Here is a 24007-nt window from a genome sequence, read left to right as displayed (position 1 = left end):
GTCCGGTCTGGTAGTGTACGAATACGGCAGTGAAGGAGCGGAGCGTTCAGGATTGTTTCATGGCCCGGTGTTTCGTCCCGGAGAAGGGAAAGGGGAGCCGTCCCGAAGCCTGGAGGCGGTTGAAAGAGGCTTTGGTGAACAATTTGCTGGAACGGCAGGCGGACCATGAATTCCGTCTTCCGGAAGGATTCTCTTTTTCCCTGCGGGAAGAGGATGCTCACCGGGCTGTTACTCCTTCCGTGCTGGAGGGATTGCTGGAACGCTCCCTGACGGATGGCCGCCGTTCCGGAACCGTGTATACTCCCGGCTTCCTGGTCCGCTGGATGGCCCGGGAGGCGGTATCCTCCTGGCTGGCATCCAGATTGCCTGCTCCCCGGAATGGTAATGAGGAAGCCGGGTTGCTGAGAAATATCCGGGTGCTGGATTTATCCGCCGGGGCGGGGGCATTCACCATGGGAATGCTTCGGGAGCTTGCCGCGCGCAGAAAGCGTCTGGAGCCGGAATATGCGGAGGCCGATTTATTCCGTGCCATTCTGGAAGAGAATATTTACGGGGTGGATGTTTGTGCGGAGGCTCTGGAGGTGGCCCGTTTCCGTTTTCACTGTGCATGGCTAGCTGCCGGAGGAAAGGGGGATTTCCGGGACCACCTGCTGTGCGGGGACAGCCTGGACATGTCTGCGGATGGCGTCTGGCGGCAGGGCCTTTCAGCAGTGATGGCGGACGGAGGCTTTGACCTGGTAATCGGGAATCCCCCTTTTGTCGGGGAAAAAGGGAACAAGGAGCTGTTTGACCGTCTGAAGTCTTCTCCGTTGGCTTCCTATTGTTCTTCACGCATGGATTACTGGTACGTGTTCGCCTGTGTGGGTCTGGATGCCCTGAAACAGGGGGGCGTGATGCATTTGGTTGTTCCCAACAGGTGGATGGCGAATGCCGGAGCGGTTCCCCTTCGCCGCAAGCTGCTGGAAGATTGCGGATTGCTGCGTTTGTCGGATTTCGGGGCTTGCCGGGTGTTTGAAGCCGCACGGGTTCATACCATGACCGTTCTGGCGGAAAGGAAGGGGGATGGGGGAGGACTCCCGGTTCCGGAATACCGCCGTTTTTGCGGTCCTATGGAAGAGGTGGAATCCTTTCTGGAACATGAACCGTACTGCCGGTTTTCTTTGCCGGAAGATACAGGGGCATGCGCCAAGGAAGGATTGTTTTTCTGCTCCGCAGCCGAATGGAACGTTCTGGAGAAGATGGAGAGATGCCGGAATTTCAGGCTGGATGCCGCAAAGGAAATGACGCAGGGGATTGTTCCGAACCCCGATGTCGTTTCCGCCCGTGCGCTGGAGAGCCTGGTGCCGGAGGCAGTGCAGCGGTCCGGCGTCCGGAGGGGGGAAGGGGTGTTTGTAGTGCCGCAGGGGTATTTCAACCGGCTGCCGGCAGTGGAACGGCGTTTTCTCAAGCCTCTGTATGAACCCGCCCTGGCAGGAAGATACGCGTTGAAAGCTCCGGAGAAGGTGTTGCTCTATCTGACTCCGTCCAACGGGTCGGAACAGGCCGTCACGCTTCTCCGGCATCTGGAAAAGTTCCGCCCCCTGATGGAAGCCCGGCGGGAAACCCGCATGGGCCGCATGAAGTACTATCATGTGCACTGGCCCCGGAAGGAACGGTTCTTCCTTCCCGGTCCCAAGATTCTGGCTGTCCGGAAGTGTGCACGGCCCACCTTCTCCTACACGGAGGATGAGGCTTATGTAATGATGGCGTTCAACGTGATACGCACGGAACGCGTAAGCATGAAGTACCTGGCCGCCCTGTTCAATTCACGTCTCATGCAGTTCTGGTTTCTCCGCAGGGGGAAGATGCAGGGGGACTTTTTCCAGATGGATACGGCACCCATCCTCCGCGTTCCCATCCGGGTGCCCGGCCTTTCCGTGCTGCGGGAGGTGGAAGAGCTGGCGGATACCCTCACGGCCCGCTATTGCCCGGAAGGGGATGAACGGATGAATGAGCTGATGGAAGGCGTTTACGGCCTCTCCCGGCAGGAACGGGAAGTGCTTATTCAGGCGTGCTCTCCACCGCGGGCCGGGTGGGGAAGCATGCCAGAATGAGGAGGAGCAGCCCGTAGGCGGTAGAAATGATACCCAGGAATTGCGTCGCGGTTCCCCCTGGATACTGGAAGCGCTCCAGGATGGCCCAGTTAAGGAAAATAATGACGCCCAGGCCCAGGTAACCGTAACCCCACGCCGTGTTGAAGCCGGCGTCCCGAAGCCTTCTGATAGTGACGCCCAGGGTAGGAAGATAAAGGACCAGCAAGACGATTTGGGTAATGAAGAAGAAGGAGGCTATTCGGGTAAAAAGGATAGCCTGCATTTGTTCCGGGTCCTGCATGGCCGCCAGTTCTCCCCACGGAAGAGTGACCGCGACGATGACTCCGCCGACAAGACTGAAGATGAAGGAGAAGAGGTTCATGAAAAGGAAAAAGCCCCAGAACTCTCGCCGGGGAGCCGTTCCGGAGAAGGCGCAGTACTTTTTCGTCAGGCACAGGATGAAGTATTTCCAGAGAGAGGGTCGTGTTGTAGTGTCCATAGCTGCCGCTTTTCATAACATGGCTTTTTGAAAAACAGCAACGCCAAAAGAAACATCCGGGCTTGATTTTCGGAGGGCCCCCCTTAAGGTGTGCGTCCTGCAACCTGTTTGTTGAGCCTATGATGAAGCCTGTTTTTCTGGGGAAATACCTGCTTGCCGCCTGCTGGTACGCCGCTTTTCCCGCGGCGGAGGCCGGCGCGGGAACGGCGCAGCTTCACCCGGCTTCCGGGGATTCTCTGCCGTCCCTGTGCCGTGTGCTGGACCGCGGGCCCGTTCTGTACCGGGATGATTCCTCATGGATCAGGAGGGTGAAGCTGACCCTGATTGGCCAGTACCAGACGGCAGCCGTCAGCCCCAATGGAGCCAACAAGTTCTGCCCTTCTTCCGGCGGCCATAACAGCGAGTGGCGGCGCGCCTACCTGGGCGGGGACGTTGTGATGGGGGACGGCTCCTGGCGCCTGTCCAACCTGACGAACGTGGGGGATCTGGAAGGCCGCCACCGCGAAGTGCGCGGAGAATGGACCGGCAGCCGCACGGAGTGGTCCCTGTATGAGCTTTATCTGGAAAAGACCATGCCCGGCGTCAAGTTCAGGGCCGGGAAGCTGACGCCGCACCTGACGTCGGAATACTGCCTGGCTTCCTCCCGGATTAAAACGGTGGAGAGGTCCGCCCTGTGCAATGAATTGATTCCCATCTCCAACTGGGGGCTGGAGGCCAATTTCCAGAAGGACGCCAGGAGCCTGTACCATTCCTACGGCGTTTACCTGAACGCGAATGGTACGGATTTGAAGGATGAAATCCAGTTTCATTCCGCGGATAACCTGTTTGCCCTGAATGCCATGAAATGGAAGGTGGCTTCCCCCATGTGGGACAGCCAGACTCTGGGGTACCAGTACGCCCATAATTTTACGGAGTGGCGGGGAAGGAAGGTTCCCTCCTCTTCCGATTACTGTGGAACGGGCGCGCAGGACGTGCTTTCCCTGAGCTGGGACGCCAGCCGCGGCGCCTTTTCCGTGATGGGGAACCTGCTGGCGGGCGTGGGGATCGTGGGCCAGCCGGGCGCAAAGAACGTGTACGGTCTGGTTCTCCAGCCCGTTTACCGGATTTCCCCCCACTTGGAAGGCGTCTTTCAGTACCAGTGTTCCTTCGGAAACCGCTCCGTGAAGCTGAATACGCGGTATGTGCCCAGCGTCACCCATTACCCCGCGTGGGTGGACAGCATGCATTCCTTTTACCTGGGGCTGAACTGCTACCTGTGCCCGGAAGCGGTCAACGCGGTGAAGCTGATGCTGGCGGTGGAATATGTCACCAGCCGGGTGGACTCAACAACGGCCAGGGCCTTCAACGGATGGTCTGTTTTCGGGGCCGTCCGGTTCAAGTTTTGATCCCCTCCTGCCGCTATTGCAGTTTCCTCAGCACAGTGGGCTGGTAAGCGGGAAGCGCCGGAATGGGAACGTATCCGGGGGGGAGCTGGTCCCACACGGGATGCATGGGCTGGGTGTCCGCTTCAAAAATGGCTCCATTGAAGGATTTAATGATGGTGCGGATGGCTCCGGACGGCGCCGGCTGAATCACAAAGGGGCGCGGCTCCGATTCCGGAAGGTTCATGTGCAGGTTGACTTCCGCTTCGTTCCAGGCGGGCCAGACGTCGGAAGGCGTGGAGATTTCACGGATTTCCGTATTGGTGGCGGAGCGGGGAGTGTGGAAAAAGGGGCTGTCCGGGTCTCCATCGTTCAGCCAGACTTCCTCGTCCGGCGTCTCCGTCGTGATGATGAGCCCTTCCTGGTTGTCCGGATGGTAGAATTCATAGCCTGACCGGGCATTGCCGTCCGTTTCCGTCCTGTCGTCATTCATGTGGATGCTGATGGCAGGCTTGCTCCGGGAAGCGGCCTGCCCTAGTTGGGACTGGAAGAGGGCCGCCTGCCGCTTCAGGGCTTCCGGAGAAGTGCCTCGCGCGTATTTGGGGAAGAAAACGCTCTTGGTGTCTATTTTTCCAGGGCGCACTTTCACCGGTTCATCCGACAGTTCAAAGATGTATTTTACAGGAAGTTCCGTTGCGGAACCCCGGTAGCAGAAACTTCCCAGGGACGCCAGGCCCAGGCACGTCAGGAGATACAGGCGCGGTACGGATTTCATCAGAGGTTGAACTGGTTCCAGTAGAACAAAAATAGGGAAATATTCAATGCTAAAAGAGAAAATCCCGCTTCCGCGGCGGCAGGAGGCATGTTGTGCGTCCCCATGCGGGGACGGCTGCGGCATTTCCGTCATTTCTCTTCTTGGCAGCTCCGTGCGGCTGTCCTATGGTAATGCGCATGATGAAAAAAATTGCCGTCTTGTGCGTGGCCGCCTCTGCCTCCCTCCTGTGGTGCGGGTGTGACCGCAAGCCCGCTGCCGGGGAAAAGCAGGCCGCCCCTTCCGGGAAACGGGAAGAGCCTGCCGAAGAAAAGGGGGAGGCCGCAGCCTGGCGGGAACGCCTGGACGCCGCCTCCGCCAAAGCCGCCCGTGAGAAAGGGAATGACAGGGAGCACGTGAAGACGCTCAATGACGTGGCCGCCCTGTATGCGGAGGGATTGCAGAACGGCTGGGCCCATCCGCTGGATGTGCGCTCCTGGTGTGACTCCGTGGCGGAAACGGGTTCCGGATATTCCGGGGAGACGGTTATCGGCGCCATGTTCCTGTACGGAACCGGCGTCAAGCGTGATGCCGGAGCGGCCAGGGAGTGGTTTGAATACGGGCTGGCGCGTCCAGGAACCCAGCGGGGGAATGCCCTGTACATGCTGGGCATGATGTATTTCAAGGGGGACGGCGCGGACCAGGACCGGAACAAGGCCCTGGAGCTGTGGCGCAAGGCGGCGGATGAAGAGCATCCGGCGGCCATGGGCCTGCTGGGCCGGGCCTACATGGAGGGGAAGCTGGGCTTTGACAAGGATCCTGCTTCCGGGCGCGTATTGCTAGAAAAGGCCGCCAACGGGGGGAATACGCCTTCCTCCGTCTATCTGGGGAATATTTATGCGAAGGGGGAGGGCGTGGAGCAGGACATGGAGCGCGCGATGAAATGGTATGAGCAGGCGGCCTCCGCCGGGGACGCCCGTGCCCAGTACATCGTGGGACTGGCGTATCTGGAAGGCTCCGGCGTACCCGTGGATGAAGGCAAGGCGTTCAACTGGCTCCGGCTGGCCGCCGGGCAGGACCACGTCAACGCCATGCTGATGCTTTCCGTCTGCTACAGCACCGGAAAGGGAACCCCGCAGGATGCGGACATGGCGGAAGTCTGGAAAAAGAAGGCGCTCCAACTGAATGCGGAGCGGGAGGGCAGCCGTGTCCCGCAGACGGAGGAACGCTAGTCTTCCCGGATTTCCCGGTTCAGGAATTCCAGGGCCTGCCGCCGTTCCAGAATGATGTTGCCCCGGTCGTCCGGGATGACCAGCAGGCCGTCCCGGTGTTCCAGAATGGCGTGAAGCATGGCGAACACATGGCCCAGCGCGCATTCGTCCTCCAGGATGAAACGCAGCATTTTGGTGCGTTCCCCTATTTGCCGAAGGGCGGAGCGGTCCCTTTTGAAGGCCTGGCGGGCATCGTCCGTTTCCATGATCCAGAACACGTCAAGCTGGGATTCTCCCTCTTCGTCCAGGTATTCCCCTTCCAGCACATGGTCCGGCGCGTTTTCCGGCGCGCCGGAAAGGTTCAGCCGGAAGCAGGCGTCCAGGCGGAACATGTTCTTCTGCAATTCCTCCGCCGCCGGCAGGGGGGCGTCCTGAATGAAAAGCCAGAATTCCTGTTCGTCCGGGGCAGGGGCGGCGTGCGTCATGGGCGGATTGTGGCATTCCCGCGGCGTTTTCCCACCCGGATTTGTGACATTGAGGCGGTGCGTGCGGATTTTTGGATGTTCAAGGGCTTCCCTCCCGATTAAAAACAGGGGCATGAGTATTCCCGTAATGATGACGGTTGCCGGTTCCGACTGCTCCGCAGGGGCCGGACTTCAGGCGGATATGAAGGCGGCCCATGCCATGGGGGCGTTTGCGCTCACGGCCGTCACCTGCGTCGTGTCCGAGGCGCCGGGACTGGTGCGCGGCATCCAGGAGGTGGACCCTGAGCTGGTGGCGGACCAGGTGCGCATCAATCTGGAGCATTTTCCGGTAAGCGCCGTGAAGACGGGCATGCTGTACTCCCCGGCCATCGTCCGTGCGGTGCATGAGGTGCTGGCAGGTACGGGTATTCCCGTTGTGGTGGATCCCGTCATGATCGCTACGGCAGGAGACCGGCTGATGAGGGAGGAGGCTGTAGCCGTTTATGAAGAACTTCTGCTCCCGGGCGCGGCCCTGCTGACCCCCAATCTGGATGAAGCCGCCGTGCTGTTGCGCTCTTCCGTCAACCCTGAAAGGGATGAACTGCCGGAGGCTGCCGCGCGCCTTGCCATCAGGTACGGGTGCCCCGTCCTGCTGAAGGGCGGCCATCTGGAAGGAGACTGCCGGGACGTGCTGGCCGGCCCGGACGGCCGCATGCTGGGGGAATGGAACCGCCTGCGCGTGCGGGATGTGAGCACGCATGGAACGGGCTGTTCCCTGTCCGCCGCCATCGCGGCGCGGCTGGCCGCCGGGGACGGACTGGCCACGGCGGTGGAGCGCGGCCTGGAATTCATTGCCGCCGCCATCCGGGACCACCTGCGCTGGGAGCATCCGGTCCGGGTGGATGCGTTGAAATTGTGGTAGGGAGCCCTTTCGTTCCGCCCCGCCTGCCGCCGTTCCCTTTTTCCGGCCCGGTTGGAAAAAGCGGGGACTGCCGCCGTCTTTCTGTGCCTTAATAATGCTTTGTGCTTGCGTATGGGAGGCGGGGTTGGTAGTTGTATCCACGCCCATGTGCCACATGGAGCTCTTAAGAATTAGTAAATATCATAGCAATTATCACTATGGGACAGCAAATCCGCAAAGTCACCAAGCGCCGCAGACGTGTTGAATACATCAAGCGTAAGAAGGAACAGTCCAAGTTGAATTCCAATACGCCTATCCGTCTGGCCGTTCCCGTTGCCAAGGACGCCAAGCCTGCCGCCAAGGAAGCTCCCGCCAAAAAGACCGCGGCCAAGGCCCCAGCCAAGAAGACTGAAACCAAGGCTGCCGCCGCCAAGAAGGCTCCCGCCAAAAAGCCGGCTGCCAAGAAGGCCGCTGAATAATTGCCCGGGCGGAGGTTACTGCCTCCGCGCGTCAATCAAACAGTTTTTACAAGCCGTCGTGCAATTGCATGGCGGCTTTTTGCATGGCATGGCCTTCTTGTGTACAAAGGAACCGTGGGCGGCCTGATTTTTCCTGGGGCGCCCCTGCGGATTTCTTCGCTGTGGGCCATGGCCCGTTCCTGCCCATGCTTCCGCGGCATGGGGGCTTCTCCCGGACTTTTCCGGAATGATATTGACTCTATTCCCCGGAGGCGTACAAAAGGAAATAACACCATTTTGTTTTTCCAGCCATGCGCCACCGTACCACCGACACCGCCAAAGGACACCGCAATTACATCATCATTGCGTGTGACGTGCTTCTTTTCCTGGCCATGCTCAAGTGGCTTCCCGTGGAGCCGGATGTAGCCAGGGGGCTGGCCGTTCTCACCTTCATCGGCATTCTGTGGCTGACGGAAGCACTGCATGTGACCGTGACCGCCCTGCTGGTGCCGGTGCTCGCCATGTTCATGGGGATTCTTCCGGGGGCGAAGGCATTGGCCGGCTTTGCGGATCCCACCATTTTCCTGTTCTTCGGCGGCTTTGCGCTGGCCGGGGCTCTCCACGAACAGAAAATTGATACCTGGCTGGCTGGAAAAATCCTCCGGATGGCCCGCGGAAGCCTGGGGATGGCCCTGATCCTGATTTTCCTGGCTACGGCGTTCCTCTCCATGTGGATGTCCAATACGGCCACGGCGGCCATGATGCTCCCGCTGGTCATCGGCCTGCTGGACCGCATTCCGGCGGAAAAGCTCAAGACGACGGCACCCTTTGCCGTGCTGGGGGTGGCGTACAGCGCCTCCATCGGCGGCATGGGAACGCTGGTGGTTTCCCCTCCCAACGCCATTGCGGCGCATGAGCTCGGCATGGGATTTGCGGAATGGTTCCGGATTGCCATGCCCATTGTCCTGGTATTCGGAGTGATTGTCTTCTGCCTGATGTACCTGTTCTTCCGCCCGCGGCTGGGGCTGCATGTGGACATGGCCCCGGCGGAAGGGGAGGTTGCGGAGGCCCGGCTGAATGCCAGGCAGGTGCGCGTGCTGCTTCTCTTCGTGCTGGTGGCCGGGAGCTGGATGTGCAGCAGCTTCCTTTCCTCCGCTCTGGGCGGCATTCCGTCCATGGACACGCTCATTGCGCTGTGTGCCGCGGTTCTGCTGCCCCTGTGCGGAGTCATCAACTGGGGCGGCATCGCCAAAAATACGGACTGGGGCGTCCTGCTGCTGTTCGGCGGCGGCATCACGCTCAGCAGCATCCTCGTCCAGACGGGGGCGGCGGGATTTCTGGCGGACCAGGTATCTTCCCTGGCCATGGGGCAGAGTCCCATTATCATCCTGCTCATCATCAGCCTCTTCATCACGTCGCTGACGGAATTCTGCTCCAATACGGCCAGCGCAGCCCTGGTGGCTCCGTTGATGGTGACGGTGGCCTCCGCCATGGGCATGTCCGCCACGCCGCTGGTGCTTCTGGTGGGCATCGGGGCCTCTTGTGCCTTCATGCTTCCCGTCTCCACGCCTCCCAACGCCCTGGCCTTCGCCACAGGGAAATTCCCTCAGATGACCATGGTGAAGGTAGGGCTGCTGATCAATGTGGTGCTCGTCTTCGTGAAGGCTTTCTGGGCCTGGATATTCTGGATGTAGCGGAAAGGGCTCCCGTGCAGGCGCGGGCTTTGCCGTTCCGGGCGTGCGGCGTGGCCTACTTGGCCGGGACGGCTGTTCCCTGGGCCTTTTCCTGGAGTTCCCGCGCTGCTTTCTTGTCCAGTTTGGCCAGCTTGGCAATCAGGTAGAAGAAGGAGGGGATGAAGAACACCCCGATGAAGACGGCCGTAATCATGCCGCCGATGACTCCCACGCCCACCACCTGCCGCGCTGCCGCTCCCGCTCCCGTGGCTACGGCCAGGGGAAGGCAGCCCATGATGAAGGCAAAGCAGGTCATCAGGATGGGGCGCAGGCGGATTCTGGCCGCGTCCAGCGTGGCCGTGAGCAGGTCCGTGCCCTGCCTCAGTTCCAGCACGGCGAATTCCACGATGAGGATGGCATTCTTGGCCGCCAGCGCAATCAGCACGATGAGGCCGATTTCCGAATAAATGTTCAGGTTCAGCCCGAACATCCACAGGGCCAGGAATGCGCCCAGGATGGCGATGGGGGCGGTCATGAAGACGGCCACGGGCAGGGACCAGCTCTCATACAGGGAGGCCAGGATCAGGAAAACGAACACGGCGGACGCCGCAAAGATCATGCCGATGGTGATGCCTTTCTGCGCCTGTTTTTCCTGGTAGCTCATGCCGGAGTAGTCATACCCCATGCCGGACGGCATGGTCTGGGCGAAGACTTCCTCCAGGGCATTCATGACCTGCCCAGAGGAATAGCCCGGAGCCGGGGTGACGTTGAGCTGGGAGCTGTTGAACATGTTCTGGCGGATCAGGAATTCCGGCGCCCAGCCGTGAGTGACGTTAATGACGGAATCCAGCGGGACCGGGTCGCCGTCATTGTTGCGCACGTAAAACATGGAAAGCTTGTCGATGCTGTTCCGGTACGGGGCGTCCGCCTGCATGTACACCTGCCATTCCTGACCGTAAATGTTGAAATTGTTCAGGAAGGTGCTGCCCATATACGCCTGGATGGTGGCGTAAATCTCATCCACGTTCATGTTCTGGAGGGTGGCTTGCTCCGTATTCACGTTCAGATTGTACTGAAGGTTGGAGGGAGACATGAAATTGCTGATGCCCGCGATTTCCGGCCTCTTTTCCGCAGCCTCGATGAATTTGGACGTATTGGCGGCCAGGAATTTCTCCCCGATGCCCTGGCGGTCCTCCAGCAGGAAGGTGACGTCTCCGGATGTGCCCACGCCCGGCAGGGGCGGCGGCGGGACCACGTACGCCATGCCGGAGGAAATCTCCGCGTTCAGCTTGCTTTTCAGCCGGGCGGCGATGCCGTCCGCCGTCATGCCCGGGGCGGTGCGTTCGGACCATGGTTTCAGGGAAATGAAGAAGAAGGAATTGGAGGAGCTCTGGACGGAGCTGATGAGGTTGAACCCGTTTACAGTGGTGACCACTTCCACGCCGGGATCTTCCCGGATGATCTGTTCAATCCGCGCGGCGGTGGCCGCCGTGACGTTCAGGGAGGTATTATCCGGCAGTTCCACGCCGCCGAACAGGTAACCCTGGTCCTCATTGGGAAGGAAGCCGGTGGGAATGAGCTTGGCGAGAGGGAAGAGGAGGGCGGTCATGGCGGCCAGCAGCAGGATGGAAAGCCACATGTGCCGGATGAGCTTGGCACAAATTTCCACGTACCAGTCGCGCGCCTTGTTGAAGCCCTTGTTGAATAACTTGAAGAAGGGCCCCAGCAGGGGGATGGAATCCGCTTTCCCTCCTTTCAGCAGCCCGGCGGACAGGGTGGGGCTGAGGGACAGGGCGCAGAAGGCGGAAATGATGATGGACATGCCGATAGTCACGGCGAACTGCTCGAACAGCTTGCCCGTGACGCCGGGCAGCAGCAGGGTGGGCACGAACACGCAGGAAATCACCAGGGCCGTGCTCACGATGGGGCCGGATACCTCCTTCATGGCCGCGATGGTGGCCTGGAGCGGCTTTTCTCCGTTGGAAATATGGTTCTTCACCGCCTCCACCACCACGATGGCGTCGTCCACCACCAGGCCGATGGCCAGCACAAGGCCCATCAGGCAGATGGTATTGATGGAAAAGCCGAAAAACGGAAAGGCGATGAAGGCGCCTACGATGGACACCGGCACGGCAAAAGCCGGAATCAGCGTGCCGCGCCAACCCTGGAGGAAGATGAAGACCACCAGCACAACCAGGCCCAGGGCGATCACCAGCGTGCTGACGATGTCTTCAATCCCGGCGCGGACGGCCAGCGTGGAGTCCAGGGAAACGAGGTAATCCATGCCGGGGGGCATGTCCGTATCGTTCAGCAGGGCCTTGATATTGTCCACCAGCTGGATGGCGTTCCCTCCGGGCGCTTCGTAAATGCCGATGGAGGCGGCGGGCATGCCGTTTACGGAAGAGCTGAGGCTGTAAGTCTCCGAACCCAGCTCCACGCGGGCGACGTCGCCCACCCGCACGATGGAACTGCCCTGTCCGCGCACCACGATGTTTTCAAACTCCTTCACGCTGGTCAGGCGTCCGGGCGCCTTCACGGTGAAGGAAAGCTGCTGGTCCGGCGGAGCGGGCTGCGCGCCTATCTTGCCCGCCGGGTTCACGGCGTTCTGGGCCTGCACCGCCAGCATCACGTCACGGGCCGTGATGTTCAGGGCGGCCATCTTTTCCGGATTCAGCCAGATGCGCATGGCATAGCGGCCGGAGCCGAACACCTGCACGTCGCCCACGCCGGGCACGCGCTTGATGGCGTCCACCATGTTGATATACGCGTAATTGGCCAGCCAGAGGCCGTCGTAGGTTCCCTGGGGGGAATAAAGGCTGACGACCAGGGCGGGCAGCCCGCTAGTCTTGCGCAGGGAGACGCCCAGTTCGCTGACTTCCGGCGGAAGCTGGGAGGTGGCCTGCCCGTAGCGCAGGTAGGAAAGCACCTGGTCCATGTTCGCCTCCGTGCCGATCTCAAAGAGGATCATCATGCTCATCTGCCCGTTGTTGGTATTGACGGAAGTCATGTAGGACATGCCGTCCACGCCGGACATCTGCTGCTCAATGGGGGAGGCGATGGATTTGACCACCGTCTCGCAGTCCGCTCCGGGATAGGTGGCCGTCACCTGGATGGAAGGGGGGATGATGTCTGGATACTCGGAAATGGGCAGGCGCAGAATGGAGAAGGTCCCCAGCAGGACGATGATGATGGAGAGGCAGATGGAGAGGATGGGGCGCTTGATGAAGAAATCGGCCATGGCGGGAGGGGCTTATTGGTTGCTGGCGGGTACCGCTTTCAGGCGTGCGTCCGGGTTTCTGGAGGCCATTTCCGCCTGGAGAAGGCCGTCCACGACCACTTTGCTCTGCGGGGTGAGGGAACCCGGTTTCAGCGGAATGACCTGCTGCCGGTCGCCGAGCTGCGTTCCGGCCTGCACGGGGATGATGGAAGGGTGGTTGTTCTCATCCAGCGCAATGACGAAAAAGCGCCCCTGCGTGGAAAGAAGAGCCTTTGCCGGAACGGTCAGCGCGTTTTTGACGGTAGCCAGCCGGGCCGTAGCCATGATGAACATGCCGGGACGCAGCAGGTAATCGGCATTGGGGAGGTTGGCCTGCACGCGGATGGTGCCCGTCTGGGGGTTGAACGCCCGGTCAATGGCTACCACCGTAGCCTGTTCCGGGTATTTGGTACCGTCTTTCAGCGTGATATCCAGCTTGCTGCCCGACTGGACGCCTTCATTCCCGTTCTTGCCGGCCTGCTGGATCCATTCCTGCTGGGTGACGGCAAAGTTGACGCGGATGGGATTGACGGAGGATACGACGGCGAGGGGGCCGCTTTCCGGGCTGACCAGGTCGCCTATATTCGTCTTGGAAATGCCGGCGATTCCGTCAAAGGGGGCATACAGCACCGTATAGGAAAGATTCTTTTCAGCCAGGGCCAGGGCCGCCGTGGCCTGCTGCACCTGCGCTTCCGCGGCAATGGCGGAGAGGCGCGTATCCTCGTACTTCTGCTTGGAAATGGCGTTCTCCGCGGCCAGGGGCTTGTAAATCTCCGCGTCATAATTCAACTGCTGGAGCTGGGCCTGCGCCTGTTCCAGCGTGGCTTTGGCCCTGGAGACCTGGTCCTTGAAGGTGGAATCGTCAATGCGGAAAAGCACCTCCCCCTTCTTCACAATGGCGCCGTTGGCGTAATTCTGCGTTTGCAGGTAGCCCGTGATTTGGGGAACGATGGAGGCGTTGTCCACGCCGTCCAGATGGCCCACCCAGCTTCCCGTCACCGGGATGTCCATGGCAACAGGCTGTTCGTAAATAAGCGTGGGCGTTTCATGCGGCACCTGTTCCGTCTTTTTACACCCGGAAAAAAGGAGGGAGAACAAGAAGAGGAGAACGGCGGAACCGGAAATAGAGCCCGTCAGGCGTGTCAAGTCCATGCTGTGAATGACACGCCGGCGGCCTCCTTTGTTGAAAGAAGGCTTTCCGGGCGGCAGCGCCGTCCGTGTCATGCAGGTGGATTTTCACCCGGATGACGCGGCGGGACGTCTTACGGGCGGGCGGAGGATTTGTCCGGCGTGAAGGCGCGCACCAGCTCTCCGATCCACAGGACGAGGGAGGTGCCGGCAAAGATGATGCCCCAGTCCGTCCAGCTCAGGGGCACCACGTTGAACATCTTGCCGCCAAAGGTGACGATGAGGTATTGCCCGGCCAGGATGAGCAGAGCCACCACTCCGAAGCCCCCGATGCTGGCGCCCATGCGGGCAAAGGCGCTCTGGTGCGTGTTGAAAGCCTTGGCGTTGAACATGTTCCAGAACTGGAGAAGGACGAAGATGGTGAAAAACAGGGACAGTTCATAGCCGGTCAGTTCATGCTCCGGTGAGGAGAAGTCCAGGTAGCTGCCGAAGTAGCCGCTGAGGCTGAACTGCGTGAGGCTGGTGACGTCCGCATGCTTGAAGTATTGCAGCAGGCCGAACAGGAAGGCCACGAACAGGATGCCCACGCCCAGAATGTTCCTGCCCATGGGGCGGGTGATGATGTGGTCCGTCGTCTTGCGCGGCGGATCCTGCATCACGCGTTCGTCCGGCGGCAGGGAGGCCAGGGCCAGCGCGGCGAAGGTATCCATGATGAGGTTGACCCAGAGCATCTGCGTGACCGTGAGGGGGGATTCCGTGCCTAGGAACGCGCCGATGAGCACAATGAGGCAGGCCGCCACGTTGATGGTCATCTGGAAGACGATGAAGCGCTGGATATTCCGGTACAGGGAGCGTCCCCACATGACGGCGCGGGAAATGCTCATGAAGGAATTGTCCAGGATGGTGATGGCGCTGGCCTCCTTGGCTACGGTAGTGCCGTCCCCCATGGAGAGGCCCACCTGCGCGGCGTTCAGGGCGGGGGCGTCGTTGGTGCCGTCCCCGGTGACGGCCACCACCTGGTCCTTCTTCTGGAGCAGCTTCACCAAGCGTTCCTTGTCCATGGGCCTGGCGCGGCACATGATTTTCAGGTCCATCACGCGGTCCAGCAGTTCCGCATCCGGCGTCTGTTCAAACTCCACGCCCGTCATCAGGCGGTCCGGCGTGTCCGCCTCCGTCCACAGGCCGATCTGGCGGCCGATTTCCCGTGCGGTTCCGGGGGTGTCTCCCGTGACGATCTTGATATTGATGCCCGCGTCCATGCAGTCCTTCACAGCCTGGGGCACGTCGTCCCGGACGGGGTCGGAAATGGCGGCGATGCCCAGGTAAACCAGGTCTTTGCGGATGACGCGGCCGTCCTCAAACACCGGGGCGTCATCATCCAGGATTCGGTACGCGAAGCCCAGCGTGCGCATGGCCTGGTTCTGGTAGGCCAGGAGCTGTTCCTCAATGGCGGGGCGCATGTCCGCGGCAGGAACCTGGCCTTCCGGAGTCAGGACGGTGGAGCAGAGGCCCAGCACGATTTCCGGCGCGCCCTTCACGTAAAGGACTTTTTTGACCAGCAGGGGGGATTCCACCACGGTAGCCATGTACTTGCGTTCCGTGGAAAAAGTGAGCTGTTCCTGCACGCGGGCGTTTTCCCGCAGGTCCAGGTAATTCACGCCCAGCCCGTGCAGCCACAGGAGGAGCGCCCCTTCCGTGGGATTGCCCAGGGCCTTGATGTGTTCCGGGTCCGCATAGTCCAGGAAGGCGGTGGAGTTGACGGCGATGCCTTCCCGGATCAGGTTGTCCAGCTCGCCGTCCGCCGGGGCGGCGTTCCCCAGGCCGTAAAAGTCCGCCTTGTATACGTTCATCTGGTTGCGCGTCAGGGTGCCCGTCTTGTCCGTGCAGATGACGGTGGCGGCCCCCATGGTTTCGCAGGCGTGCATCTTGCGCACCAGGTTGTTGTTGGCGAGCATGCTCTTCATGCTCAGGGCCAGGCTCAGGGTGACGCTCATGGGCAGCCCTTCCGGCACCGTAACCACGATGACGGTCACGGCGATCATGACGGTGTTCAGAATGTAGGTTCCCGCGCTCAGCCATTCCACGGGGCCGGGCAGGTGGGAGAAATACAGGGTAAGCCGCCCGATGATGATAAGGGCGGCAATGGCGTAGCTGGCCCAGGTGATGAGGTCGCCCAGCCTGGAAAGCTGGCGGTTGAGGGGCGTCTGCACCTTGTTGTCGATCTGGGAGCCTTCATAGACCTTGCCGTATTCCGTCCTGTCCCCTACGGACGTCACTTCCATGATGCCGTGGCCGTCCGCCACGGTGGTTCCTTTCAGAACGTGGTTGGAGGGGTAGGTGGCGTCCTTCTTGAATTCCGCCTCATTCGTGGTTTTGCCGATGAGGGGTTCCCCCGTCAGCGTGGATTCGTTGACCTGGAGGGAAACGGCTTCCAGCAGGACGCCGTCCGCCGGAACCTCCTCCCCAGTGTTCAGGATGACGATGTCTCCCACCACCACGTCCCGGCGGGGAAGTTCGCAGATATTGCCGCCGCGGATCACCTGGACCATGGTCTCGTCGTTGACCTGGTTCAGGATTTCAAACTTCTTGTTGGCGCTTACCTCGAAGGCGAAGCCCACGCAGGTGGCCAGCAGGATGGCTACCAGGATGCCCACGGGCTCCAGGAAGACGCTGGCCGGTTCCGCTCCGGTGAAGAACTGGTAGCAGGCCACGCCTACGGACAGGAGCAGGGCCACCAGCAGAATCTTGATGATGGGGTCTGAAAATTTCTCCAGGAACTGCTTCCACAGGGGTTCCTTTACCGGGGGCGTCAGGATATTGACCCCGTATTTGGTCCGGTTTTCCAGAACCTGCTGTTCCGAAAGTCCCTGGTGATGTGCTGCACTCTTCATGGTTGAGATGTTTCTTTACCTGATTGGAGTCCGTGAGAAAAGTGCGGAGGAGGATTTTCAGGGATGATGACGGGAGTTTTTGGGAAAGGAGCGGCGCGGCTTGCCTCCCGTGCCGTAAAAGGCGGCATTGTTGCCTTGACTTTGACGGAGTTCCGGCGATTCTGAAGCACCTATGTGGAATGATCTTTCTCATGGCCTTTCCGTACTGGCGGACGCCCTTGCCTTCCTCTCCCGCTCCTGGGGGTTCTGGATCTGCGTGGGCAGCGTGGCGGGACTGGCCGCCGTGTATGCGTGGTGGAGAAAGCGGCTGGCCCTGTGGGCGTTTGCCCTGGCGTTCCTTTCCCTGCTGGCCGTGGTGGGCCTGGCGTGCCGCCAGGTGATGCATCAAAAGACTTTCCTGTGGATCCAGGAGCCGGAGCTCCAGGCCCTGTCCGGAAAGTACGAGGTGGAATCCTCCCCCAGGGAGCGGTGGTTTTTCCGGCCGCCGGAGCTGAAGCGCTTTTTCCAGGTCAGCTCCTCCACGCTTCTCCTGAATGAAGACGGAACGTGCGAGATTTCCTCCTTCCCGCGCCCGGAGGCGTGGGGCAGGTGGATTTCCCGCCCGGAAGACCGGGATGACCTTTCCGTGCTGGAGGAGGACCTCGTTTCCTCCTGCCGCGGAACCTGGTCCCTGGTGAAGAAAGGGGGATATTACGGCGTCTCCATCGTTTATTCCCCCGGCAGCAGTTTGACGCTGTACCTGGGCGGGGAGAATGCGGAATGCCTGGTGATGCCGGTCAACCCCTCCGACCCGCTGGAAGCGGTGACGTTTGAGAAAACGTTCTGACCCGGGCGCAGGGACGGGTGGAAAAAATGGAGGGAGGCTGCTTTTCCAGCCTCCCCCCCAATGTAGCTTTTCAAGTGCCGCTTCTGCTTGAGCGGGAGCGTGGCTCCGGGACTCCGGAAGCTTTTATTTGACCTTTCCTCCTTCGTACACCAGCACTTCAAAGGGCTTCAGCGTGAAGGTGAGCTCCTTGTCAATGTTTACGGTCTTGCCGGAGAAGCCGTCCAGCTCCCGCTGGTCGTCATAGGAATCCTTGAAGGTGATGGCCCCCTTGACGTCCGCGGGAATGTCCAGGATGCCGCGCAGGGTGCCGGTCAGGCTCTTTTCCTGGTCGGAGGAATTGCGGAGGGCCAGGGTGGCCTTGTTTTTATTCCATGCGGCCCAGCCGTACACGGCCCCTTCATTGGCCTCCTTGTTCCACGGGTTGCCGCCCACCCAGTGCACGTCGTCCAGAACGTCCGCGTTGCGGCGTATCCATTTAATGCCCTTGGCCAGCTCGTCCCACAGCATGCCGTCCTTGGCGTTCATCAGGTCCCTGTCCACGTAAAGCTCCTGCAGGGAGGTGCCGCAGGCCGTGGCGCAGCGGAGTTCCTTCTTCACGTTTTCAGGGTCGCGGGGCATGCACGCGGGCGGCCCGAACTTGGTGACCATCAGGCCGTGGGTCATCATGGAATTGATGGGCATCAGCGGGGAACCCTGCACAAAGACCTCATGCACCAGGCGGTCGCGGTAGGTAATCCACTTGTCGCGGTTGTCGCCCACGCCAATCGTTCCGAAGTCGTTTTCCTGCCTCCATACGGAATCCGCATAACGGAACCAGAACGGGGAGGCCCAGGTGCCCACGGTGCAATTGATGTAAAGGTCCCCCTTCTTCTTGCGCAGGGCGTTCAGCACGCGGATGATGCCTTCCGCATCCTCCTCGTTGCCGGGGCCCTTGGCGTGGAAATGGGTGCTGATGCCGTCGAATTTGAAGTACTTCATGTTGTAGTCCTTCACCATCTGGGAGCAGCGGCCCACAAAGGCGTCAAAGTATTCCTTGTTGGAAAGCTGGAAGTTGCCGATCTTGTTGTCCGGGTGCTTCACATTCCAGTGGGCCAGGCGCTTGCCCTTGGAGGCACCGTAGCCGCCCACCGGGCCCAGCCAGGTGCCGATGCCGGCCTTTTGTTTACCCGCGGCGGCGTCAATGCGCCTGAAGCCCTGCGGGAACATCTTGTGGAAATCCCACAGGCTGTTGAACTCGTCCCAGCCGTCGTCCCAGACGAAGGCGTCAATGGACATGCCGCGCTTCTGGAAAAACTGTTCCTGCCAATCCTTCAGGACGGCCAGGCACTGTTCTTCCGTCATGCGCTTGGCGGGGTCTGAATCATTGTTCCGGTTGATGTTCAGTTCATACCAGGAATTGTAATGGATGAAGGGGCGGTAGGGCATCACGCGCTCCCGCTCCATATAGGCCAGGAAGGAACGGCGTTGCTGGCCGGGGGCGAAGATGCCGAGGACGGAGGACACCTCCCACACCTCCCTGGGCTGCATGGTGGTTTTGCGGCTCCAGACGCCCTGGGCGAGCTGGGAATCGTCCGCCTGGGCGTCTTCCTTTTCCTCCAGCGTGCGCACGGGCAGGGAGAAAGTGATTTCCCCCTTGCTGGCAATCGGTTCGCTCCTGGTCTGGACCCAGTAGCGCAGCAGGTAATTCCCCTTGGCGGGAACTTTTACGGTGTAGGAATTGTTGGCATTGGCGTCTCCGGTACTCCCGGCGTGGAAGTCGGAGTCAAGGACGGCCCCCTTGGCGGAAAGGAGCTGCACGCCGGCGGTGTTCAGCTTGTTGTTTCCCTTGTCGCCTCCCTTGTACTGGAAAGTAATGGTGCAGGAGCCCTTGCCGTCAATGGTGACGGGGCCTTCCGCGCAGGCTACCTGTTCCCCGTACTGCTTTTTCAGCTCCTGCGGAATGTTGAAATTGCCCGTCCATGAAGCCGTGGACCATTTGTCCGCGTTCCAGGCTGTGGACTCCCCGCCTGCCGCGTTTCCGGAGCCTCCCACGGTGTTGATGCCCATGGGCGTTTCCAGGGCGGTGAACGCCAGGTCGTTCACGATGAGCGCGCCCCTGGCATTGCCGGAAACGGAGGGGGAACCCGCCTTCCCTTCCACCAGGTCATACTGCATGGCCACGATGCTTTTCATCTGAATGGGCTTTGTGCTCACCAGGCGGAGTTCCTGCCGCAGGTAGTGGGAATTGTCCCTGAGTACGGCGCGCCAGGAAATGTGCAGGGAGCCGTTCAGCGCCTGGAAGGAGGCCGTGACGGCTTTTCCGGGGAAGCGGTCCGCCAGTTTGAACGCCTTGGGATTGGGCTGGAGGGTGACGAGTTTGACGTCCCCCGCCTTCAGGCCGGAGGACTTGATGCTCTGGCCGTCCTGAAGGTTGATGATGAACAATTCGTCCCCGGCCTTGGCTACAGGGCCCAGTTTGGACGTCATTCCTCCGAAGGAAAGCTTCCCGCCCCGGTTGATGAATTTGGCCGTCAGGATGTTGTTGGAAAGGGTATAGCCGGAGGGCGCCTGCTCCGCATTGGCCGCGCCGGGGGTGGGGCCCGGGAAGACGACTGCTGCGGGAACGGTGGCAACGCTTCCCAGAACGGTGGCCATCAGGAGAGCTTTAGTGAGGAATTTCATGGTTTGGTATCAAGGAAAATGGAACTACCTTGCCAAGATAGACTCCAACGCGGTTTCTTCAAGGAAAAAGCCTCCCGGCAGGAGAGGCGGCTGTTTGAAAATCCGTCATGGTTTTCCGCGCGGAAGGAACTTCCGGTATCTATGACACACAAGCACTGATTTTTTTCAACCGGTCTTGGTCTAATCTGCATGTATACGGTAGCTGATCAGCTTGTTGAAATCTTGGAAAAAGCGGGAGTAAAGCGCATTTACGGCATTGTGGGAGACAGTTTGAACCCCATTACGGACGCCCTCCGCAGAAAAAAAACCATCGAATGGATCCACATGAGGCATGAGGAGGTGGGCGCCTTTGCCGCCAGTGCGGAAGCCCAGCTGACCGGTAACCTGGCCGTGTGCTGCGGCAGCAGCGGCCCCGGCAATCTTCACTTGATCAATGGCCTTTATGATGCCCACCGGAGCAGGGCCCGCGTGCTGGCGATCGCCTCCCACATCCCCCAGAGCCAGGTGGGGGTGGACTATTTCCAGGTGACCCATCCGGAACAACTGTTCAAGGAATGCAGCTCTTATGCGGAACTGGCTTCCACGGCGGAGCAGGCTCCCCGCGTGCTGATGTCCGCCATCCAGCATGCCTATTCCCTGCATGACGTGGGCGTCATCGTGCTGCCGGGCGACGTGGCGGACGCGCCGGCGGAGGCCAAAGACCTGGTGCATCCACCCGCCTTCGCCCGGGAAACAGTGGTTCCGGACCATGAATCCGTGGCGCGGCTGGCGCAGATGCTCGCTTCACACGACCGCATTACTTTCTTCTGCGGGGGCGGCTGCGCCGGAGCGGAACGCAAGGTGGTGCAGCTCGCCGCCCGCGTGAAGGCCCCGATTGCCTATACCTGGCGCGGCAAGGACTATTTTGAGCATGACAACCCCGTGGGCGTAGGCATGACCGGACTGCTGGGCTGGGGTGACGCGTACAAGGCCATGCATGAGAGCGACCTGATCGTGATGTGGGGGACGGATTTCCCCTATTTCAACTTCCTTCCTACCAAGCCCGCCATCGTCCAGATCGACCGTCGCGGGGAAGTGCTGGGCCGCCGCTGCCGCCTGGACCTGGGAATCTGCGGGGACGTGGGCGCCACGGTGGACGCCCTGCTGGGAATGGTGGAGGAGAAAAAGGATTCCGACCACCTGGACGCCTCCCTGAAGCGTCACGCCAAGGATGTGAAGGACATGAATGCCTACATGGACGGGAACGACAAGGAATCGCCCATCCGCCCCGAACAGGTGACCACCGCCGTGAACAAGTACGCGGCTCCGGACGCCGTGTTTACCGTGGACACGGGCACCCCCTGCATCTGGAGCGCGCGTTTCCTGTGCTCCACGCTGGGCAGAAAAACGCTGGCTTCCTTCAATCACGGCTCCATGGCGAATGCCATGCCGATGGCGATCGGGGCCCAGAAGGCGTACCCGAACCGCCAGGTAGTCGCCCTGTGCGGAGACGGCGGCCTGTCCATGCTGCTGGGGGACCTCATTACCATAGCGCAGTACAAGCTGCCGGTGAAGCTGATGGTGTACAATAACGACTGCCTGGACTTCATCCAGTTGGAAATGCAGGCCGCGGGCCTGATTCCGTGGGGCATCAACCTGGACAACCCCTCCTTTGCCGCCGTGGCGGACGCCGTGGGCATCAAGGGCTTTGTGCTGGACAAGTCAAGCCAGGTGGACGAAATGGTGCAGGCCTTCCTGAAATATCCGGGAGCGGCTCTGCTGGATGCCCGTGTGGACCGGGATGCCATCGCGCTGCCCCCCTACATCAGCCTGGGGCAGGCCGCGGACTTCTCCCTGGCGATGGTCAAGCAGACGCTGACCGGGGAAGTGAAGCAGGTGTGGAACACCCTGGCCGGGAACCGAAAGCTGTTCAAGCCCTGAGGGCTTGAACAAAAATACTAAATAGGAAAGACCAAATACTAAAGCTCGTGCCGGAAAATATTTGGTCTTTCATCTTTAGTATTTGGTCACTGTTCTGAAAGAGCCTTTTTCAGCGCTTCCGTCACGATCTTCGGGTTGGCTTTGCCTTTGGCGGCTTTCATCACCTGGCCGGTGAGCCAGTTCAGGAGCTTGTCGTTGCCGCCCCGGATTTCCGCCACCTTGTCCGGATTGGCGGAAATGACCTCCTGCACGATGCCGTCCAGGAAGGAGGAATCCGCCTTTTCAAAGCCCAGCAGCTTGGCGGCCTGCGCCGCGGTGAGGGACGGTTCCTCCCACATCCTGGTGAAAACGTCCTTGGCCTGGTTGTTGGAAACGGTGCCGTCGTCAATAATGGCGATCAGGTCCCGGATGGCGCCGGGCTTCACCGGGCATTCGGACGGGCGCATGCCTTTTTCATTCAGCACGGCGGAAATGTTGTTGATGACCCAGTTGGCGATCTTCTTGCCGCTGGCGGTTCCCTGCGCCGCCTCTTCAAAGAAGCGGGCCAGTTCCAGGTCTCCCACCAGCACGTTGGCGTCATATTCGCTCAGGCCGTACTCCTCCATGAACCTTTTCTGGCGTTCCTGGGGCAGTTCCGGAATCTGGCTGCGCACCCTCTCCACCAGCGGGGCGGTGTGTATGGGCACCAGGTCCGGGCAGGGGAAATAGCGGTAATCGTGCGCGTCTTCCTTGGTGCGCATGATGGAGCTTTCCCCGCGTTCGTCGTCCCAGCGGCGGGTGGACTGGATCTGTGCGATGCCCATGTCCAGTTCTTCCGCCTGTCGCTGGATTTCATAATGAAGGGCGCGGCGTACGGCGGACATGGAATTGAGATTCTTCATCTCCACCTTTGCCCCCAGTTCCTTCTGGCCGTGGGGACGCAGGGAAATGTTCACGTCGCAGCGCATCTGGCCCTTCTCCATGTCCGCGTCGGAAATGTCCCCGTAATTCAGAATCTGCTGGAGGGACTTGAGGTAGGCGTAGGCTTCCTCCGGGGTATCGATGTCCGGGTCGGAGACGATCTCCATCAGGGCGGACCCCGCGCGGTTGTAGTCAATCAGGGAATAATTGGCGTGGTGGGTGATCTTCGCCGCGTCTTCCTCCAAATGGATGCGGGTCAGCTTCACGGTGCGGAAGGGGGGCACGCCGGCCTTGATCACGTCGTTCGGGTAGGACCAGGGATACAGGGGCACCTCCCCGCCCAGGCACAGCGGCAGGTCCAGCTGGGAAGTCTGGTAATTCTTCGCCATGTCCGGGTAGAAGTAATTCTTGCGGTCCCACTGGGAAACCTCCGGGCTGGAGCATCCCAGCATCAGCCCGGTCAGCAGGGTGCGTTCAATGGCGAACTCATTCAGGACGGGCAGGGCGCCCGGCAGCCCCAGGCAGGTGGGGCACACGCGCGTATTGGGTTCAAAGCCAAAGCCGGTCTCGCAGGAGCAGAACATTTTGCTCTTCGTCTTGATCTGGCAGTGGACTTCCAGGCCAATGGTCACGATGTAATCTGAAATTGCCATAAATTCGGAACGCTTGAATATCGCGCAAACTGTACGGAACCCTCTTCTCCCTGTCCAGTAAAAAGGCCTGAGGCGGGAGAGTGGAGAGTGGAGAGTGGAGAGTGGAGAGTGGAGAGTGGAGAGTGGAGAGTGGAGAGTGGAGAGTGGAGAGTGGAGAGTGGAGAGTGGAGAGTGGAGAGTGGAGAGTGGAGAGTGGAGAGTGGAGAGTGGAGAGTGGAGAGTGGAGAGTGGAGAGTGGAGAGTGGAGAGTGGAGAGTGGAGAGTGGAGAGTGGAGAGTGGAGAGTGGAGAGTGGAGAGTGGTGAGTGGAGAGTGGAGAGTGGAGAGTGGAGAGTGGAGAGTGATTGGAGTCTAGCAACATCTACAGGACGACGATAATACAA

The 24007-nt window shown here is 60.5% G+C and carries 16 protein-coding genes; 8 read left to right on the top strand and 8 right to left on the bottom strand.

Annotated features, from left to right (window positions below):
• Positions 1 to 134 precede the first annotated feature (134 nt).
• Entirely contained in the window at positions 135 to 2093 is a 1959-nt protein-coding gene (locus M8N44_RS13105; RefSeq protein WP_215458512.1) for an Eco57I restriction-modification methylase domain-containing protein, read from the top strand.
• Here the strand turns inward: M8N44_RS13105 and M8N44_RS13100 are convergent.
• On the bottom strand, positions 2041 to 2571 hold the full coding sequence (locus tag M8N44_RS13100) for a DUF805 domain-containing protein (protein WP_102729089.1): 531 nt from the start codon (positions 2569 to 2571) through the stop codon (positions 2041 to 2043). The genes M8N44_RS13105 and M8N44_RS13100 overlap by 53 nt on opposite strands.
• A gap of 119 nt (positions 2572 to 2690) precedes the next feature.
• Here M8N44_RS13100 and M8N44_RS13095 point away from each other — a divergent pair, with 119 nt between their 5' ends.
• A complete protein-coding gene (locus tag M8N44_RS13095; RefSeq protein ID WP_102729088.1) occupies positions 2691 to 3956 on the top strand; it encodes a hypothetical protein in 1266 nt (421 codons plus the stop codon).
• Positions 3957 to 3969: 13 nt separating this feature from the next.
• Here the strand turns inward: M8N44_RS13095 and M8N44_RS13090 are convergent, their stop codons facing one another.
• Positions 3970 to 4707, bottom strand: coding sequence for a hypothetical protein (locus M8N44_RS13090; protein ID WP_022397441.1), 738 nt, complete (start codon positions 4705 to 4707; stop codon positions 3970 to 3972).
• 176 nt (positions 4708 to 4883) lie between these two features.
• On the opposite strand from M8N44_RS13090, the gene M8N44_RS13085 reads away from it, so the two are divergent.
• Positions 4884 to 5915, top strand: a complete 1032-nt coding sequence (locus M8N44_RS13085; RefSeq protein ID WP_180975274.1) for a tetratricopeptide repeat protein — start codon at positions 4884 to 4886, stop codon at positions 5913 to 5915.
• On the opposite strand, the gene M8N44_RS13080 is transcribed toward M8N44_RS13085, so the two are convergent.
• Positions 5912 to 6493 carry a hypothetical protein gene (locus tag M8N44_RS13080; RefSeq protein ID WP_180975273.1) on the bottom strand — a complete coding sequence of 194 codons (582 nt, stop codon included), beginning with the start codon at positions 6491 to 6493 and terminating at the stop codon, positions 5912 to 5914. The two genes, M8N44_RS13085 and M8N44_RS13080, sit on opposite strands and share 4 nt — an antisense overlap.
• On the opposite strand from M8N44_RS13080, the gene thiD reads away from it, so the two are divergent.
• From thiD to M8N44_RS13065, 3 genes are all read left to right on the top strand, one after another.
• On the top strand, positions 6492 to 7280 hold the full coding sequence (gene thiD, locus M8N44_RS13075) for a bifunctional hydroxymethylpyrimidine kinase/phosphomethylpyrimidine kinase (protein WP_180975272.1): 789 nt from the start codon (positions 6492 to 6494) through the stop codon (positions 7278 to 7280). The genes M8N44_RS13080 and thiD overlap by 2 nt on opposite strands.
• A gap of 197 nt (positions 7281 to 7477) precedes the next feature.
• The gene (locus M8N44_RS13070) at positions 7478 to 7738 is read left to right on the top strand and encodes a hypothetical protein (RefSeq protein WP_102729084.1); all 261 of its coding nucleotides are present in this window, start codon (positions 7478 to 7480) and stop codon (positions 7736 to 7738) included.
• Positions 7739 to 8028: 290 nt separating this feature from the next.
• The gene (locus tag M8N44_RS13065) at positions 8029 to 9411 is read left to right on the top strand and encodes an SLC13 family permease (RefSeq protein WP_102729083.1); all 1383 of its coding nucleotides are present in this window, start codon (positions 8029 to 8031) and stop codon (positions 9409 to 9411) included.
• A 55-nt stretch (positions 9412 to 9466) separates the two neighbouring features.
• On the opposite strand, the gene M8N44_RS13060 is transcribed toward M8N44_RS13065, so the two are convergent.
• The 3 genes from M8N44_RS13060 to M8N44_RS13050 all read right to left on the bottom strand — a co-directional run bounded on the left by M8N44_RS13060 (position 9467) and on the right by M8N44_RS13050 (position 16665).
• Positions 9467 to 12628 carry an efflux RND transporter permease subunit gene (locus M8N44_RS13060; RefSeq protein ID WP_102729082.1) on the bottom strand — a complete coding sequence of 1054 codons (3162 nt, stop codon included), beginning with the start codon at positions 12626 to 12628 and terminating at the stop codon, positions 9467 to 9469.
• A gap of 12 nt (positions 12629 to 12640) precedes the next feature.
• Positions 12641 to 13798: an efflux RND transporter periplasmic adaptor subunit gene (locus M8N44_RS13055; RefSeq protein WP_180975271.1), complete on the bottom strand. Its 1158-nt coding sequence runs from the start codon at positions 13796 to 13798 to the stop codon at positions 12641 to 12643.
• A 110-nt stretch (positions 13799 to 13908) separates the two neighbouring features.
• A complete protein-coding gene (locus M8N44_RS13050; RefSeq protein ID WP_102729080.1) occupies positions 13909 to 16665 on the bottom strand; it encodes a calcium-translocating P-type ATPase, PMCA-type in 2757 nt (918 codons plus the stop codon).
• A 172-nt stretch (positions 16666 to 16837) separates the two neighbouring features.
• Here M8N44_RS13050 and M8N44_RS13045 point away from each other — a divergent pair, with 172 nt between their 5' ends.
• Positions 16838 to 17491 (top strand): hypothetical protein, encoded by a 654-nt coding sequence (locus M8N44_RS13045; RefSeq protein ID WP_022397432.1) that lies wholly within the window; start codon positions 16838 to 16840, stop codon positions 17489 to 17491.
• A 123-nt stretch (positions 17492 to 17614) separates the two neighbouring features.
• On the opposite strand, the gene M8N44_RS13040 is transcribed toward M8N44_RS13045, so the two are convergent.
• Positions 17615 to 20152 (bottom strand): alpha-amylase family protein, encoded by a 2538-nt coding sequence (locus tag M8N44_RS13040; RefSeq protein ID WP_102749389.1) that lies wholly within the window; start codon positions 20150 to 20152, stop codon positions 17615 to 17617.
• Positions 20153 to 20341: 189 nt separating this feature from the next.
• On the opposite strand from M8N44_RS13040, the gene M8N44_RS13035 reads away from it, so the two are divergent.
• Positions 20342 to 22072: a thiamine pyrophosphate-dependent enzyme gene (locus tag M8N44_RS13035; protein WP_102729078.1), complete on the top strand. Its 1731-nt coding sequence runs from the start codon at positions 20342 to 20344 to the stop codon at positions 22070 to 22072.
• A gap of 86 nt (positions 22073 to 22158) precedes the next feature.
• Here the strand turns inward: M8N44_RS13035 and gatB are convergent, their stop codons facing one another.
• Positions 22159 to 23625: an Asp-tRNA(Asn)/Glu-tRNA(Gln) amidotransferase subunit GatB gene (gene gatB / locus M8N44_RS13030; protein WP_102729077.1), complete on the bottom strand. Its 1467-nt coding sequence runs from the start codon at positions 23623 to 23625 to the stop codon at positions 22159 to 22161.
• Between the last annotated feature and the right edge of the window lie 382 nt (positions 23626 to 24007).

Source organism: Akkermansia massiliensis (assembly GCF_023516715.1).
GTDB lineage: Bacteria > Verrucomicrobiota > Verrucomicrobiia > Verrucomicrobiales > Akkermansiaceae > Akkermansia > Akkermansia massiliensis.
The sequence above is the reverse complement of the archived record's forward strand: the minus strand, read 5'-3'. Positions and strand labels throughout refer to the sequence as shown.

Coding starts and splice junctions, on each gene's coding strand:
- M8N44_RS13100 (WP_102729089.1), bottom strand. CDS start 2,571: ATGGACACTACAACACGACCCTCTCTCTGGAAATACTTCATCCTGTGC.
- M8N44_RS13095 (WP_102729088.1), top strand. CDS start 2,691: ATGATGAAGCCTGTTTTTCTGGGGAAATACCTGCTTGCCGCCTGCTGG.
- M8N44_RS13090 (WP_022397441.1), bottom strand. CDS start 4,707: ATGAAATCCGTACCGCGCCTGTATCTCCTGACGTGCCTGGGCCTGGCG.
- M8N44_RS13085 (WP_180975274.1), top strand. CDS start 4,884: ATGATGAAAAAAATTGCCGTCTTGTGCGTGGCCGCCTCTGCCTCCCTC.
- thiD (WP_180975272.1), top strand. CDS start 6,492: ATGAGTATTCCCGTAATGATGACGGTTGCCGGTTCCGACTGCTCCGCA.
- M8N44_RS13080 (WP_180975273.1), bottom strand. CDS start 6,493: ATGCCCCTGTTTTTAATCGGGAGGGAAGCCCTTGAACATCCAAAAATC.
- M8N44_RS13070 (WP_102729084.1), top strand. CDS start 7,478: ATGGGACAGCAAATCCGCAAAGTCACCAAGCGCCGCAGACGTGTTGAA.
- M8N44_RS13065 (WP_102729083.1), top strand. CDS start 8,029: ATGCGCCACCGTACCACCGACACCGCCAAAGGACACCGCAATTACATC.
- M8N44_RS13060 (WP_102729082.1), bottom strand. CDS start 12,628: ATGGCCGATTTCTTCATCAAGCGCCCCATCCTCTCCATCTGCCTCTCC.
- M8N44_RS13055 (WP_180975271.1), bottom strand. CDS start 13,798: ATGGACTTGACACGCCTGACGGGCTCTATTTCCGGTTCCGCCGTTCTC.
- M8N44_RS13050 (WP_102729080.1), bottom strand. CDS start 16,665: ATGAAGAGTGCAGCACATCACCAGGGACTTTCGGAACAGCAGGTTCTG.
- M8N44_RS13045 (WP_022397432.1), top strand. CDS start 16,838: ATGTGGAATGATCTTTCTCATGGCCTTTCCGTACTGGCGGACGCCCTT.
- M8N44_RS13040 (WP_102749389.1), bottom strand. CDS start 20,152: ATGAAATTCCTCACTAAAGCTCTCCTGATGGCCACCGTTCTGGGAAGC.
- M8N44_RS13035 (WP_102729078.1), top strand. CDS start 20,342: ATGTATACGGTAGCTGATCAGCTTGTTGAAATCTTGGAAAAAGCGGGA.
- gatB (WP_102729077.1), bottom strand. CDS start 23,625: ATGGCAATTTCAGATTACATCGTGACCATTGGCCTGGAAGTCCACTGC.